The sequence below is a fragment of the Pseudomonas pseudonitroreducens genome, from assembly GCF_021603645.1.
Classification (GTDB): Bacteria; Pseudomonadota; Gammaproteobacteria; order Pseudomonadales; family Pseudomonadaceae; genus Pseudomonas; species Pseudomonas pseudonitroreducens.
On sequence record NZ_BQHJ01000005.1, the window covers coordinates 343,783 to 357,590 of the forward strand.

14 protein-coding genes are annotated in these 13,808 nt (G+C 66.7%); all 14 read right to left on the reverse strand.

Going from position 1 to position 13,808, the window contains the following annotated elements; translation table 11 throughout:
- Window positions 1-45: 45 nt before the first annotated feature.
- The 14 genes from L6D89_RS14580 to L6D89_RS32800 all read right to left on the reverse strand — a co-directional run bounded on the left by L6D89_RS14580 (window position 46) and on the right by L6D89_RS32800 (window position 13,791).
- Window positions 46-1,410, reverse strand: coding sequence for a DUF1329 domain-containing protein (locus L6D89_RS14580; protein WP_236200223.1), 1,365 nt, complete (start codon window positions 1,408-1,410; stop codon window positions 46-48).
- A 13-nt stretch (window positions 1,411-1,423) separates the two neighbouring features.
- Window positions 1,424-3,355 (reverse strand): DUF1302 domain-containing protein, encoded by a 1,932-nt coding sequence (locus L6D89_RS14585; RefSeq protein WP_236200224.1) that lies wholly within the window; start codon window positions 3,353-3,355, stop codon window positions 1,424-1,426.
- 149 nt (window positions 3,356-3,504) lie between these two features.
- Entirely contained in the window at window positions 3,505-4,062 is a 558-nt protein-coding gene (locus L6D89_RS14590; protein WP_236200225.1) for a hypothetical protein, read from the reverse strand.
- A 1-nt stretch (window position 4,063) separates the two neighbouring features.
- Entirely contained in the window at window positions 4,064-5,305 is a 1,242-nt protein-coding gene (locus tag L6D89_RS14595; protein ID WP_236200226.1) for a sterol desaturase family protein, read from the reverse strand.
- Window positions 5,306-5,625: 320 nt separating this feature from the next.
- Window positions 5,626-6,645, reverse strand: a complete 1,020-nt coding sequence (locus tag L6D89_RS14600) for an AraC family transcriptional regulator (protein WP_236200227.1) — start codon at window positions 6,643-6,645, stop codon at window positions 5,626-5,628.
- A gap of 91 nt (window positions 6,646-6,736) precedes the next feature.
- Window positions 6,737-7,441 carry an SDR family NAD(P)-dependent oxidoreductase gene (locus tag L6D89_RS14605; protein WP_236200228.1) on the reverse strand — a complete coding sequence of 235 codons (705 nt, stop codon included), beginning with the start codon at window positions 7,439-7,441 and terminating at the stop codon, window positions 6,737-6,739.
- 133 nt (window positions 7,442-7,574) lie between these two features.
- Window positions 7,575-7,853, reverse strand: coding sequence for a DUF971 domain-containing protein (locus L6D89_RS14610; protein WP_236200229.1), 279 nt, complete (start codon window positions 7,851-7,853; stop codon window positions 7,575-7,577).
- Complete coding sequence (locus tag L6D89_RS14615) at window positions 7,850-8,821, reverse strand: HEAT repeat domain-containing protein (RefSeq protein ID WP_236200230.1); 972 nt, start codon at window positions 8,819-8,821, stop codon at window positions 7,850-7,852. The genes L6D89_RS14610 and L6D89_RS14615 overlap by 4 nt, the downstream gene beginning before the upstream one ends.
- A complete protein-coding gene (locus L6D89_RS14620; RefSeq protein ID WP_236200231.1) occupies window positions 8,818-9,666 on the reverse strand; it encodes an ABC transporter ATP-binding protein in 849 nt (282 codons plus the stop codon). The genes L6D89_RS14615 and L6D89_RS14620 overlap by 4 nt, the downstream gene beginning before the upstream one ends.
- Complete coding sequence (locus L6D89_RS14625) at window positions 9,663-10,451, reverse strand: ABC transporter permease (RefSeq protein ID WP_236200232.1); 789 nt, start codon at window positions 10,449-10,451, stop codon at window positions 9,663-9,665. The genes L6D89_RS14620 and L6D89_RS14625 overlap by 4 nt, the downstream gene beginning before the upstream one ends.
- 47 nt (window positions 10,452-10,498) lie before the next feature.
- On the reverse strand, window positions 10,499-11,905 hold the full coding sequence (locus tag L6D89_RS14630) for an ABC transporter substrate-binding protein (RefSeq protein WP_236200233.1): 1,407 nt from the start codon (window positions 11,903-11,905) through the stop codon (window positions 10,499-10,501).
- Between the two features lie 315 nt (window positions 11,906-12,220).
- The gene (locus L6D89_RS14635) at window positions 12,221-12,466 is read right to left on the reverse strand and encodes a 4Fe-4S dicluster domain-containing protein (protein WP_024767017.1); all 246 of its coding nucleotides are present in this window, start codon (window positions 12,464-12,466) and stop codon (window positions 12,221-12,223) included.
- Window positions 12,467-12,718: 252 nt separating this feature from the next.
- Window positions 12,719-13,513, reverse strand: a complete 795-nt coding sequence (locus L6D89_RS14640) for a DNA adenine methylase (protein ID WP_236200234.1) — start codon at window positions 13,511-13,513, stop codon at window positions 12,719-12,721.
- Entirely contained in the window at window positions 13,483-13,791 is a 309-nt protein-coding gene (locus tag L6D89_RS32800) for a Com family DNA-binding transcriptional regulator (protein WP_373874952.1), read from the reverse strand. The genes L6D89_RS14640 and L6D89_RS32800 overlap by 31 nt, the downstream gene beginning before the upstream one ends.
- Window positions 13,792-13,808 lie beyond the last annotated feature (17 nt).

Sequence of the window (13,808 nt, forward strand, 5' to 3'; positions counted from 1 at the left end):
TCCTTGCGGGGAAGCGGGGCCGAGCGCCCCGCGATGGGCTGAGGGTCAGCGGGTGCCGCGCCGACGCAGGGCCGACGGGCTGAAGTACTCGCCGTCCGGCAGCGCCTGGGTGAAGTCGATGCTGGCCGGCTCCTCGTTGTCCAGGTTCATCGCCACGTAGCGGCGCGCCTGCAGGTCGTGGAAGACGTCGATGGAGGTCCAGGTGGTGGGCAGCTCGTAGTAGCTGCGCAGGTAGGCCATCGATACGCGCCACAGCTCGCCTCGGCCGTCGTACTGGTCCACCTCGGCGGCGCCCCAGCTGTCCTCGTCGAGGAACAGCACGCGCTTGGAGTAGATATGCCGCGCGCCCGGCTTCAGCGTGCCTTCCACCACCCACACGCGGTGCAGTTCGTAACGGGTGTACTGCGGGTTGAGGTGGTTGGGCGTGAGCAGGTCCTTGTACTTCACCTCGCCGCTGGCGAGGCGGAAGTTGTTGTAGGGGATGTAGACCTCCTTCTTGCCCAGCAGCTTCCAGTCGTAGCGGTCCGGCGCCCCGTTGTACAGATCGGTGTCGTCGGCGGTGCGCAGGCCATCGGAAGAGGCGATGGGCGTGTCATACGCTAGGCTCGGCGCGCGCCGCACGCGGCGCTGGCCGGCGTTGTAGGCCCAGGCCTGGCGCGGTTCCTTCACCTGGTCCAGCGTCTCGTGCACCAGCGCGGCGCTGCCAGCCAGGCGCGCCGGGCTCTTGGTGAAGGCGAGGAAGTAGAACATGCGGTTGCCCAGGCCTTCGAAATTGCCGCCTGGCTGGTAGTACTTGAACAGCGCTTCCTGCTGGGTGACCACCGGCGAGTAGTCGCCGTTGCGCTGCACGGCTGCCTCGGCAGAGCGGCGCACGATGAAGGTGCCGCGATAGCGGGCGATGTGGTTCCACACCGCTTCCACGCCGCTCTGCGGAATCGGGAAGGGAATGCCGCCGAAGGCATCGACGAAGCCGTTGCCGTTCTCCGCCAGTTTGGCCGTGGTGGCGTTCTTCAGGGTGTTGTCGTAGACCCATTGCGGCGCCGAACCGCTGCGGCGGGTCGGGTAGACCGGAATCTGGAAGGTGTCCGGGTAGTTGTTGAACATCGCCAACTGGCCGGGCGTGAGGTTGGCCTTGTACTGCTCGAGGTTGGCCCTGGTGATGGTGAACAGCGGTTTGTCCGCCGCGTACGGGTCAATGGGATGCTGGCCGGGCTTGAAGCCGGCCGGGGCCTGGGTGATGCCGCCGGTCCAGGCGGGGATGCTGCCGGCGGCGTTGCCGGCCTTTTCCGCGCCCAGCGGCGTGAGAGTGGATTGCAGCCTGGCCGCTTCCTGCGGGGAAACCGCCGCCAGCGCACTGCCGGCGGACAGGGCCAGCGCAACGGCGCCGGCCAGGGTACGAATGTTGCCCATGGTGAATCTCCGCTCAGAAGGAGTACTTGACGTTGAAGCCGACGTTGTCGCGGTCGCGGGCGGCGTTTTCCTGCCCGGCGCCGTAGAACTCGGTGTACTGCAGCTCGGCTTCCAGGCTGTTCAGGTAGGTCGCCTTGAGGCCCAGGGTGTAGGCCTTGCGCCCGGCGATGAAGTTGCCGGCCTGCTGCGAGTTGCCGCTGAAGTCGTCCTTGTAGACGGCGTAGGGGGAGAGGTTGACCCCGGCGAACACGTCGTTCCAGGTACCGGTCAGCAGCAGGGTGGCGCCGTAGGCATTGCGGTTGACCTGGTCGCTGCGGTCGAAGCCGGAAACGTACGCGCCGTTGCTGCGCCCGGAGTAGTAGCGGGTGCTGCCGTCATAGGCGGTGTATTGCAGGCTGCTGCCGCGCAGCTGCTCGGCGGCCACCTCGAACACGCCCATGAAGGAGTCGAAGGACAGCGACGGGCCGAAGTTGTAGATCGTCCCCAGCGAGCTGTTGAAGGATTCCACGCGCTCGTAGTCGTGCACCGCTCCGCCGAGGCCGACCATCTGCCCGCCGACATTGACCTTCTGTCCGTCGGCGATCTTGCCGGCCTGGGCAAGCATGTCGCCGAGCAGGTCGTTGGTGGTCGCCACACCAATGGGCAGGTTGGGCCGGTAGGCGATCTCGCCGAACAGCGAGGCGTCGCCCAGCGTGGTGTTGAAGCTCAGCCCATACATGCGGATGTTCTCGACGTACTCGCGGCGGGCGTTGGCCTGGTTGGCCATGTCCACCGCCGCGGCGGCGTTGATCAGGCTGAGCATCGGCCCACCGCTCTGCACCAGCGCGTCGTAAGACGGCGAGCCGACCAGCCGGGCCAGCTGATCCATGTCCAGCCCGGCGTAGCTCTGGTTCAGGTCGGCGTAGATCACCGGGTCCTTGGCGTGGTAGTTGACGAAGTAGAAGCCGAATTCGGTGGAGTTGAGCTGCTCGGCGATGTAGTGGAAGGCCACGCCGAACTGGCCGTCGTTCTTCGCGTTGATGTCCTTGCCGATGTGACTGACCTTGAAGTAGCCGTTCTGGTCCAGGTAGTCGGTACCCTGCAGGCCGGCGAAATGGCTGGCCGAGAGCATCGGGTAGAGGCTCTGGAAGGTCGGGTCGGACAGTGCCTTCACCCGCGTGTAGCCGGTGTTGCCGCCATCGGCGAAGAGATCGGTCTCGGAGAAGAAGGTTCCGGCCGGATCGAGGCGGGTTTCCTTCCAGTTCCATTGGTAGAAGGCATCCATCGACAGGTTGTCGGTGAGGCCGATATTGAAACTGACCGCCTCCACCGGCATCAGCACTTCCTTGAGCTCGGAGCCCGGCAGGCGGAACTTGGCGGCGTCCACCGGGTTGGTAGTGTTGATGCCGCCGCGGTAGAACACGCCTTCGCCCCAGTTGAAGACCTGGTTGCCCAGGCGCGCGCTCAGCGGATGCTCGGCGATATCCCAGTTGCCGTAGAGGTAGGCGTCGAGTATTTCCGCGCGGTGCCCGGCGGTGTCGCGGGTGGCGTCGGTGAAGTGGTCGTTGTGCGGGTAGCTCTGGCTGGGCTGTGGTGGCTCGTTGTGGTCGTAGTAGTCGTTGCGCTTGTCCATGATCTGCGTGTCGTAGAACGCCGAGCCGCGCATGAACAGGCCGTAATTCTGGTAGGTGGCCTCCAGGTCGGAGGTGATCTTGTATACCTCCGAGGCCAGCCCCGTGCTGAAATTGCGGTTGCCGTCGTTGCTGTTGACGTCGTTGTTGGTCTTGTCCTGACCTTGCACGCGCCACAGCGCGCCGTAGGACACGGTGGTGTCCAGCGAACCGCTGAGCTGGTTGTCGAGGAAACTGAACTCGACAGCCTTCGACTGGCCGCTGAGCATCAGGGGTAAAACGCAGGCAAAGGCGGACCCGGTCTGCAAGCGACGCTTGCGGGATCTGGTGGTCATGTGAGGCTACTCCAACGACTGGTTCTTATTGTGTGTGTCATCAGCCGGGGCCTCGTGGCGGCGCCCCTTCGGATAGTGCTCTGCGAAGGCAAATGGGCGTGTTGGGTTCACGCCGGGTGCTGGTCTCCGGTGGTCGGTGGCGCCCGTATTCAGCGGGCGAGGGAAGCTGGCGTGCCAGGCAGCCAGCGCGTACCGCGCAGCCGTGCCAGCGTCCAGCACAGCGTCGCCAGCAGCAGCGTGAGGTGATAGAGGTCCACGCGCGGGATGCCCCACCATTCGCCACGGCCGGCAATGCCCAGCCCGGCGAGGACGAACAGCAGGGCGCCGGCGATTGCCAGCGGCCAGCGCTGCGAGCGGCCGGGCCACGCAATGGCGAGCAGCGCCAGCAGGTTGCCGGCCAGCGCCAGATTGTCCGGCAACCAGAGCATCAGCGCGGCGAGGGCGGCGAGCAGCAGATGGCGGGGCGCGCCGTGCAGGCTGCCGATGGCGATGAGCAGCAGGCTGATGCGTGCGGAAATGCCGGTCATGCTCTGGTGCGCCGGTCGTGCCGTCTCCAGTCCGCCATAGACCAGCGCGCCGAGCAGCGCGGTGACGGCGATCAGGGCGAATCCGCCGGCGCGCCATCCGTGCGCATGCTTCAGGCTGTCCACTGCGGCCCACAGGCTGGCGGCGCACAACAACAGTTCGCAGAGCACGCTGGAGTTCATCTCACACCTCCAGGGTGGCGGACTGGCGCAGCGAACGCAGCAGCATGCCGAACAGGGTCAGTGTCGCGGCGCAGAACAGCGCTACTGCCCAGGCTACCGGCAGGCCCCATTGCAGGTGGCCGATGGCCGCCGGAATCGCCAGCGAACACAGCCACAGCAACTGCCAGCGGCCATTGCCAGGCGCGCCTTCCAGACTGCGGCCGAGTACCCACAGCGAGGCGATGATCCACAGCGCACCGACGACTTTCCAGGCCAGCGGCAACTGGTAGGCGAAGGCCAGGAAGCCCATGCCCAGCGCCATCAGCAGAAGCATCTGCAGCAGGCAATAGAAGGCCGTTGCAGCGGAAATGCGCGGGCGATAGATGCGGAATGCAGTGATGTCGTGGGGCGGTTTCGGATCGAGGCGCTCGGCGGCAGCCGGACGCCAGCCGGGGCGGGCGAACCAGACGCGAATTCGGTCTTTCCAGTTATCGGCCAGGCGGGCATCGGCGAGCAGGTCACGGTACTTGTGGAGGTTCGCCTTGAGCGGGTCGAAGGTTTTCAGCTGGCCGTGGATGCCATAGATGATCGGCTCCTCCGACGCCGGGCGCTCCTTGGCGAAGGTGCCGAACAGATGGTCCCAGAGCATCAGCACGCCGCCGTAATTCTTGTCCACGCAGTAGGCGTTCTGGCCGTGGTGCACGCGGTGGTTGGACGGCGAGGCGAAGCACTGGTCGAACCAGCCGAGGCTGCCGATGTGGCGGGTGTGAATCCAGAACTGGTAGCCGAGGATCACCGCGCCGGCGACGATGAACACGCTCGGCGGAATGCCGATCAGCGCCAGCGGCCAATAGAACAACCAGTTGGTGAGGAAGCCCGTGCTGGTCTGGCGCAACGCCGTGGAGTAATTGAATTCCTCGCTGGAGTGGTGCACCACGTGGGACGCCCAGACCAGGTTGACCTCGTGGCCCATGCGGTGGTGCCAGTAGTAGCAGAAGTCGTAGCCGAGCAGGCCGATGACCCAGACCCACCACTGCGAGGTGGAGAGGTCGAACAGCGCCAGGTACTGGTAGGCCAGCAGGTAGATGCCGAAGTTCAGGGCGCGCACGAACAGGTTGACCACCTGGCCGCTGAGCCCCAGCGACGCGCTCGACAGGCTGTCGGAGAGAGCGAAGGTCTGGCGCCGCCGCCAGACGCTCCAGAGCAGTTCGACCAGCAGCAGCACAAGGAACGCCGGCACGGCGTAGACGATCATGTTGGGCATGTTTCTGCCTCCTTTTTTTGTTGCACGGAGGCTAACGCGATGCGCCAGGGCGGGCGTGATGCAGGGCGCCAGTGCGCATGTCGCGTGACGTCAATCATCGCGGAATTCGGAGGATTGATGACGCGGTATAGCGGCTTGGTGGGTTGACTCGCGTAGGGCGTATAACCGCTTGCGGTTATCCGCCGATGTTCATGCACACAAGGCAAACAGGCCGGCGGATAACGCTTGGGGCGTTATGCGCCCTACGTTCTGCCGAGCCTTGCACGGCATCTCAGGAGAGCGCTTCGCGAGCAAGCTCGCTCCTACAAAGGGCGGGGCGATCAGCCGGCGCGCAGGGTCTTGCGGAAGTCTGCCGGGGAGATGCCGCGGGACTGGCGGAAGGCGTGGCTGAAGGCGCTGGCCTGGGAGAAGCCGAGCATCAGGGCGATCTCCATGACGCTGGAATCGGTGCGCCGCAGGTAATGGTCGGCCAGTTCCATGCGCATGGTCTCCAGCACCTGGGAGAAACTTTCGCCTTCGGCGGCCAGCTTGCGCTGCAGGGTTCGCGGCGACATGGCCAGCTCGCTGGCCAGCCCCTCCAGGCTGACTTCGCCCCCGGGCATGTGCTCGATCAGTAGCGCCCGCAGCCGTCCGATCACCGAGAATGGGGCGTAGGAGCGGCCCAACTGCAGGTCCGCTTCCAGCAGCAGGCTCTTGTGGGTGCGCGGGTCGGCGCCCTGGATGCGCGCGGCGAGCATCGCCTCGGGGAAAACCAGTGCGTTGCGCGGGGCGTTGAACTGCACGGGGCAGCCGAAGAAGTCGTCGTAGAGAGCGGCGTCGCCCTGCGCTGGGTGAATCATCTGCACTTCCAGCAGCGCTGCGCTGCTGCCGATCAGCCAGCGGCCGAAAGCCGTCCAGCCCGCCAGCACGGCGTCCTGCTGGCAGGCGCAGTAGGGTTCCAGCTCGGTGATGCGCTGGTCCTCCAGCAGCACCCGGCCGTCGCCGATGACGATATGTGTCTGGCTCGACGGGCTGTCGAAGACGATCTTGCCGAAGCGCCGGATCATGCTCATGGACTCGCCCAGCGTCGCACTGGTCATTGATACCGCCCCCAGCACGCCGTAGCTGCCGGGGCGAACCGCTGCGCCCACCAGCAGGCCGAAGTGCGGCAGGCCGCTCATGCGCACCGCCAGCTCCAGCAGGGCCCGCAGCTGGTGCATAGGGATGCGCAGGATCGGGTCGGCGAGGCGTTCGCGCTGCAGGCCGATTTCGTTCAGCAGCAGTTCGCCGTCACAGCCGTATTGCTCGGCGGTGTTCAGCACGTGGTTGACGAAGGCGGCGCTGGCGGTGGCGGGATGCATGGCGTGTGGGGCGATCCGGTGGTCCGGTTGGAGAGCGGGTGCAATCTAGCAAGTCGGGCGCCGCCGAAGCCAGCGGCGTCCGTCGGCACGCTCAGACGCGGCCGCTGACCGGAATCCCGGCGCCGGTGATGGCGGCGGCCGCATCGCTGAGCAGGAAGAGGATCACCCCCGCCAGTTGTTCGGCCGTGACCCAGCGGCCGAAGTCCGCCTCGGGCATGGCGGCGCGGTTCTGCGGCGTGTCGATGATGCTCGGCAGCACCGCGTTGACCGTGACGCCCTGGTCCTTGAGCTCCTCGGCGAGGCTTTCGGTCAGGCGCAGCACGCCGGCCTTGGAGGCGGCGTAGGCGCCCATGCCGAAACCGGCGCGACTGGCCGCGCCGGCGCCGAGGTTGACGATGCGCCCGGCGGCGGACTGGCGAATCAGCGGCAGCAGCGCCTGGCAGGCGCACAGGGCTGTGCGCAGGTTGAGGGTGTAGAGACGATCCCAGCACTCGACATCGCCTTCGGCCAGAGTCTGCCAGGCAAAGCCACCGGCGACGTTCACCAGCGCGTCGAGCCGGCCGAAGCGCTCGTCGATCCGGCGCGCTGCGGCCTGGGCGTCGGCCAGCGAGGCGAGGTCGATGGCGGTCAGCAGCAGGGCGCCGTCGGGCGCGCGGAAGTCCGCGGGCGGTGCTTCGGCCCGGTCGATCAGCACAAGCTGTGCGCCGGCTGCGGCGGCCTGGTTGGCCAGCGCTGCACCGAGGTTGCCGAAGGCTCCGGTGATGGCGATGACGCGTTGCGAAAGCGATGGATGCATGATGAATGACGCTCGGTGGTTGACGTTCTTGTGGGTATGCTGCGAACGCTAATCATCCTGCCGCCGCGCGGCATGTTCCTGCGCGCCAGATTGGATGCGGCAGCGCGTCATCTGTGTGCCGGCCCGTGCGGATTCAGGCCAGGCTGCGGAGATAGTCCCAGGGGTAGATCCCGCGGTCATGGCCGTCGTCGAACACCAATTGCACGCCGTAGCCCTGCAGGTTCAGCTGTTGCAGGGCTACGCCGGCCTGCACCAGCTCGATGCGGCCGTGCAGCCGCGCTGCCCGGCATTGCGAGCAGGGGCAGGCGCCGCGCAGGCGGGTGAAGGCAATGCATTGCTCGACGCCGTCATCCCAGCGGATGCGCAGTTCGCCGTCGGCGCTGGAACGATGCAGCGCGACCGGCGTGTTCATGTGTGCTGTCCGAGTTGAGCGAGGGCGATGCGCACGGCCTTGCGGACTTCCGGGTCGCCGTCCTGCTCGGCGTTGCGCAGGGTGTCGATGGCATCGCCGCTGCCCAGCTCGCCCAGGGCCAGCGCGGCTTCCTTGCGCAGGTTGCTGATGCCGTGGCCGAGCACAACCTTCAAACCCTCCAGCGCCGGCAGGTAGCGCAGCTTGCCCAGAGAACGGGCGGCGCGCAGGCGAACCTGCCAGAAGTCGTCTTCCAGTGCCTGCACCAGGGCTTCGCCGGCTTCGGGCAGGGCCAGCTTGCCGAGGGTGCCGGCGGCTTCCTCGCGCACTTGCCAGGCCGTATCGGCCAGGGCGGCCTGCAAGGCTGGCAGCACGCTGGCGTCGATCGCCAGACCCAGGGCGCCGGCGGCCGCGCGGCGGACCTCGGCGTCCGGGTCGTCGCGGGTCAGGCGCGCCAGGTGCGGCAGGGCGTCGGTGCGTTTGAGCCAGCCGAGGATGCCCACGGCTTCGCGGCGCACGCCGGCATCAGTGTCCTGCAGCGCAGTGAGCGCCGGTTCGGCGGCGGCTTCCAGGCGCAGTTCGCGCAAGGCGCGCAGAGCGCTGCGGCGGACGAAGATATCGCTGTGCGCAGCCCAGGGCAGCAGGCGCACGCCGGCTTCGCTGGTCTTCAGCTCGCTCAGGCTCTGGGCGGCAGCTTCACGCACGTCTTCGTCGCGGTCGGCCAGGGCTTGGCAGAGGGCATCGACGACCTCCGGCTCCTCCCAGGCCTCCAGCAGGCGTGCGGCTTCGGCGCGGACGCTGGCGGCGGCGTCGTGGGTCAGCGCGTGGGCGAGCCAGGGCAGGCCGTCAGGGTCTTCGAGGTCGGCCAGCTCGATCAGGGCGATGCGGCGCACGCCGGCGTCGGCGTCCTGCAGACGCGGTTGCAGGTCGAGGATGTCGGGGTTGTCTGTGCTGTGATTGAAGGCAGTCATATGGCGAATCGCGGTATCCGTTGTGGAGTGGGCAGGCCCAGGGGCGTCAGGCGTGGCAGCTGGCGGCCGTCTTCGTGGCGCAGCAGTTCCAGACAGTGGCGCTTGAGCCGGGAAAATTCCGCGCTGGTGAGCAGGTCGGCGTGGCGCGGGCGTGGGAAGTCGAGGCGGATGTCTTCGAGGATGCGTCCGGGGCGCGGACTCATGACCAGGATGCGGTCGGCAAGGAACAGCGCCTCGTCGATGTCGTGGGTGATGAACAGCACGCTGGTGCGCAGGCGCGTCCAGATGTCCAGCAGCAGTTCCTGCATCATCATCCGCGTCTGCGCGTCGAGGGCGCCGAAGGGTTCGTCCATCAGTAGCAGGCGCGGCTGGTTGATCAGCACGCGGGCGATTTCCACGCGCTGCTGCATGCCGCCGGAGAGCTGCGAGGGCCAGCGTTCGGCGAAGCCGTTCAGACCGACCAGCTGGAGCATCTCGTCGGCCTGGCGATGGCGTTCGGAGCGGGGCACGCCGCGCATCTTCAGGCCGAAGGCGACGTTGTCGCGCACGCGCCGCCAGGGCAGCAGGGTGTGGTGCTGGAACACCATGCCGCGTTCGGGCGAGGGGCCGGCGACGCTGGCACCGTCCACTTCCAGCGTTCCGGCGCTGGGCGTCAAGTGCCCGGCCAGTGCTCCGAGCAGGGTGGACTTGCCGCAGCCGGAGGGGCCCAGCACGCAGACGAATTCGCCGGGCTCGATGGCGAAGCTCAGGGACTGCACGGCCTCGAAGGCGTCGCGGCCGCTGCCGAGATGGATCGACAGGCCATCGACACGCACGCGCCCCGGCGCACTGGCAGGCAGCGTCATGGCTTGCCTCCGGCCTGGCGCTGCCAGGGTGTGACGAGGCTGCCGAGCTGGCGCACCAGCAGGCTGCTGGCCATGCCGAGCACGCCGATCAGCAGCATGCCGACGACGATGTCGGGGTAGTTCTGCAAGGTGTAGGACTCCCAGGTGTAGTAGCCGATGCCCCATTGCCCGGAGATCATCTCGGCGGTCACCAGGCAGAACCACGAGGTGCCCATGCCGATGGCCAGGCCGGTGACGATGCTCGGTGCCGCGCCCGGCAGCACCACTTCGCGCAGCAGCGCCAGGCGCCCGGCGCCGAGGCTGCGGGCGGAAGCGAGCAGGCGCGGGTCGACCGCTTCCACGCCGTGGATGGTGTTGAGCAGGATGGGGAACAGCGCGCCGGTGAAGGTGATGAAGATCATCGACAGCTCGGAGCTGGGGAACATCAGGATCGCCAGCGGTATCCACGCCACCGCCGGGATCGGCCGCAGCACTTCCAGCGGCGGCAGCAGGCTGTCGCGGGCCCAGCGGCCACGGCCGATGAGCAGGCCCAGGGCGATGCCGGCGAAGGCCGCCAGCAGGTAGCCGGCAAGTACCCGCAGCAGGCTGCTGCCCAGGTGGCGGCCGAGTTTGCTCGACTGCGCCAGGTTCCAGGCCGCTTCCAGCACATCACGCGGGCCGGGCACGTTGGCGAAGGTGACCACGCCGAGGTTCACGTGGCGCGCGCTGAGCACCTGCCAGAACGCCAGGCAGACCAGCAGCGAGGCCAGGCGCAGGCTCCAGCGGGTGAGGGTGGTGGTGTTCATCATCGTTCTCCGTCGAGCCCCGGTGCGCGCGGCACCGGGGCTGCACCTCAGCGGCTGGCGACCGCCTGCTGGCTGGCAGCGGCGAAGTCGGCGACTTCCCCACCGTGCTGGCGGGCGAAGGCGTCGGCCTGTTCGTGCAGCAGGAAGGCGTCCAGCGCGCCGTCCTTGCCACGTACGAACCAGGCCTGGCTGGCCAGCAGCTTGATGCCGCTGTCGCTGGCCTGGGCGTAGACCGCGCGGATGTCCTTGCCTTGCTGCTTCAGTTCGGCGAGTTGCCCCAGTGCTTCCCTGGCGGTCGCATAGCTGCGCACTTTCGCTTCGCCGCGCACCCAGATCTGCGCGACCTTGCGCGTATCGCTGATCGGCTTGTTGGTCAGAGCGTCGTTACCCAGCAACGGTTGCTGCGCGTAGTTCTTCAGCGCGGCGTCGTAGTCGGCACCGGAGGCCTTGAAGGCGGCGCGGATGTAGCGGTCGTCGACGAACTGCTCGACGTTCAGGCCGCGGTCGGCTTTCTTCAGCAGCTTCAGGGTGTCGATGGCGGTGGTGACGGCCTGCCGGTATTCGGGCTTCCAGGTCAGGTCGCGGGTCTGCAGGCCGAGCGGGCCGTGGAACAGGTAGTTCACTTCGGCGGGAATGCCGGCGACCTTCTCGATCAGCTCGCTGTATTTCTCCGGGTCTTTCGCCAGCAGTTGGTTGGCTTCGTAGGTGGCGCGCAGGTAGGCCTCGACGATTTCCGGGTACTGCTGCGCGTAGTCGGCTTCCACCAGCGCGCCATGGAAGGTCGGCGCCTTGGCCTGGGAACCGTCGTAGATCTTGCGGGCGATGCCACGGCTTTCGAACAGCTCGGCGAAGGGCACGAAGTCGGCGTGGGCGGCGATCTTGTTGGCCTGCAGCGCGGAGCCGGCGACTTCCGGTGGCTGCGCGATGATGGTCACGTCTTTCTCCGGGTCCCAGCCTTGCGCCGCGATGGCGCGCAGCAGCAGACCGTGGGCGGTGGAGGCGAAGGGCACGGAGATGGTCTGGCCCTTGAGCTCGGCCAGCGATTGCACCTTGGACGAGGCCGGGACGACGATGCCGTTGCCGCTGCCCTCGATGCTCCCCGAGAGCACGCTGATGAACAGGCTGCGCTTGCCGGCGGCCTCGTGGGCGACGCCGTTGAGCGAGCCGGGGAAATCGGCCATGGCGCCGAAGTCGAGCTTGCCGGCGAGCATCTCGTTGGTCAGCGGCGCGCCGCTGGTGAAGTTCTTCCACTGCACGTCGTACTGCGCGTCCTGGTACTTGCCGTCGTGCGGCAGGTACTTGTCGAGCAGGCCGAGTTCGCGGATCAGCAGGCCGCCGGCGGCGCAGTTGATGGTGGTGTCCTGGGTGCCGATGGCGACGCGGATGGTCTCGCCGTGGGCGGTGATACTGGCAATGGCGAGCGCGAGGCCGGCCAGGGTGGTGCGCAAGGTCATGGGAGTTCCCCTCGAATCATGAGTGTTGGAATCGTCTCCGCCGCAGGCCTTGCGGTGGGAAACGAGGGGCGGTGCATCAGGCGTCCGGCGGTGGGGCCGGATGGCGTTTCTTATTGGGCCCTTTGTAGGAGCGAGCTTGCTCGCGAACAGCCTCGCCGCAGGAGTTGCTTCGCGAGCAAGCTCGCTCCTACAGGTTCGGTTCAGCGCAGCCCCGTAGGGCGAATAACCTGGAACAGGTTATCCGCCGGCTCCTTCCTGCACGGCGGATAACGCTGGCGCGTTATGCGCCCTACGGGAGCCGGTGCGACTGCTGGATCAGCGCAGGAGGTACGGAATCTCCACACGCACCGCGCCGGTCGGGCAGTCCTTCTCGCAGGGCATGCAGTACCAGCATTCGTCGAAGGCCATGTAGGCCTTCTGGGTGGCGGGGTTGATCGCCAGCAGGTCCATCGGGCAGACCTCGACGCAGACGGTGCAGCCCTTGTCGGCGATGCACTTGTCTTCGTCCACCGTTACCGGGGCGCTGGAGCGGAAGAAGATTTCCTGGGGTTGGTAGGCCATTGCACGCGGTCCTCATCGTGTTGCTTGCCGGCCGTCTTGGCGGCGGGCTGATTCTGTTCGGTGGTTCTGGGCTGTCGGGCTTTCCCTCACCCTAACCCTCTCCCAGAGGGAGAGGGGACTGTCCTGAGCGGTGAAGAAATTGGCGTTCGACGGCTGATTCCGTCGTCGCCAATTGTAGCGCCGCGCGAAATTCGTCGCCCTGATGCGCGATAAACCTAGCGCGGCGTTCCTTTCATTGGTGGAAAAGGAATTTCAGAATAGCCCGACGGGTTCCGCCTGGATATCCCAGCTGAAGATCAGCACCTCCCTCGCATCACTTCCCTTGCCACCCCCGACCGTGTACCGGATGTCCGTCGCCTCGATGTGGTAGTCGGCAAAGCAGCGCCGGATATCTGGATGGTCGTTCAGGCTGATGATCGCCTTCCCCTTTAGCTTCCTCAGCATCTCCGCCATCTCCAGGTACTGCTCGAAGCCGAACGGCACACCATAGCCCTCTGTCTCCCAGTACGGCGGGTCCATGTAGAACAGGGTGTGCTCGCGGTCGTAGCGCTTCAGGCAGTCCTGCCAGGTCAGGTGCTCGATATAGGTACTGCTCAAGCGCAGGTGGGCGGCTGAGAGCGCTTCCTCGATCCGCAACAAGTTCAGACCCGGCGGCTGAGTGGTAGCCGTACCGTAGCTCTGCCCATCCACACGACCGCCGAAGGCGCTCTGCTGCAGGTAGTAGAACCTGGCGGCGCGCTGGATATCTGTCAGCGTTTCCGGGCGCGTCTCCTGGAGCCACTTGAAGACCTGGCGCGAGCTGAGGGCCCACTTGAACTGGCGGACGAACTCCTCCAGGTGGTGCTGAACAACCCGGTACAGATTGACCAGGTCGCCGTTGACGTCGTTGAGGACCTCGACCTCGGCCGGTACCGGCCGGAGGAAGAACAGAGCCGCTCCTCCTGCGAACGGCTCCACGTAGCAGGAGTGACGAGGGAACAGCGGGAAGATGCGGTCAGCGAGCCGACGTTTGCCCCCTATCCAGGGGATGATGGGTTGGGCGGACATGATGCCTCCTGGCGGCATGAGGCGCTCGGCGGCGCTTGCAGGAGGCTCTCGGCCTTCAGGTGATTCAAGGTCCTGCAGCGAGGACACTTGATCTGGATCTGGTCGAACAGGCCCGCTCGGGCCAGTAGGCGGTTGCACCCGCCGCAACGTATCTCTTTCATCCTCTGCAAAGCCTTTTCAATTTTGCTAGGCTCGCGGCGCTCTCGCGAGAGCGGGGGGCCTTGGCTGGCTTGCAGCTGTGTCCTGCAGGTTGGCGGCTGACCGTCATGTTGACGCATGGCGGCCAGTCGCCCCT

What these genes read in the sequence shown, in the direction of transcription:
- L6D89_RS14630 (WP_236200233.1), bottom strand. Translation starts at nt 11,905, where the DNA reads ATGACCTTGCGCACCACCCTGGCCGGCCTCGCGCTCGCCATTGCCAGT.
- L6D89_RS14615 (WP_236200230.1), bottom strand. Translation starts at nt 8,821, where the DNA reads ATGACTGCCTTCAATCACAGCACAGACAACCCCGACATCCTCGACCTG.
- L6D89_RS14635 (WP_024767017.1), bottom strand. Translation starts at nt 12,466, where the DNA reads ATGGCCTACCAACCCCAGGAAATCTTCTTCCGCTCCAGCGCCCCGGTA.
- L6D89_RS14600 (WP_236200227.1), bottom strand. Translation starts at nt 6,645, where the DNA reads ATGCATCCCGCCACCGCCAGCGCCGCCTTCGTCAACCACGTGCTGAAC.
- L6D89_RS32800 (WP_373874952.1), bottom strand. Translation starts at nt 13,791, where the DNA reads ATGCGTCAACATGACGGTCAGCCGCCAACCTGCAGGACACAGCTGCAA.
- L6D89_RS14595 (WP_236200226.1), bottom strand. Translation starts at nt 5,305, where the DNA reads ATGCCCAACATGATCGTCTACGCCGTGCCGGCGTTCCTTGTGCTGCTG.
- L6D89_RS14605 (WP_236200228.1), bottom strand. Translation starts at nt 7,441, where the DNA reads ATGCATCCATCGCTTTCGCAACGCGTCATCGCCATCACCGGAGCCTTC.
- L6D89_RS14640 (WP_236200234.1), bottom strand. Translation starts at nt 13,513, where the DNA reads ATGTCCGCCCAACCCATCATCCCCTGGATAGGGGGCAAACGTCGGCTC.
- L6D89_RS14620 (WP_236200231.1), bottom strand. Translation starts at nt 9,666, where the DNA reads ATGACGCTGCCTGCCAGTGCGCCGGGGCGCGTGCGTGTCGATGGCCTG.
- L6D89_RS14625 (WP_236200232.1), bottom strand. Translation starts at nt 10,451, where the DNA reads ATGAACACCACCACCCTCACCCGCTGGAGCCTGCGCCTGGCCTCGCTG.
- L6D89_RS14610 (WP_236200229.1), bottom strand. Translation starts at nt 7,853, where the DNA reads ATGAACACGCCGGTCGCGCTGCATCGTTCCAGCGCCGACGGCGAACTG.
- L6D89_RS14585 (WP_236200224.1), bottom strand. Translation starts at nt 3,355, where the DNA reads ATGACCACCAGATCCCGCAAGCGTCGCTTGCAGACCGGGTCCGCCTTT.
- L6D89_RS14590 (WP_236200225.1), bottom strand. Translation starts at nt 4,062, where the DNA reads ATGAACTCCAGCGTGCTCTGCGAACTGTTGTTGTGCGCCGCCAGCCTG.
- L6D89_RS14580 (WP_236200223.1), bottom strand. Translation starts at nt 1,410, where the DNA reads ATGGGCAACATTCGTACCCTGGCCGGCGCCGTTGCGCTGGCCCTGTCC.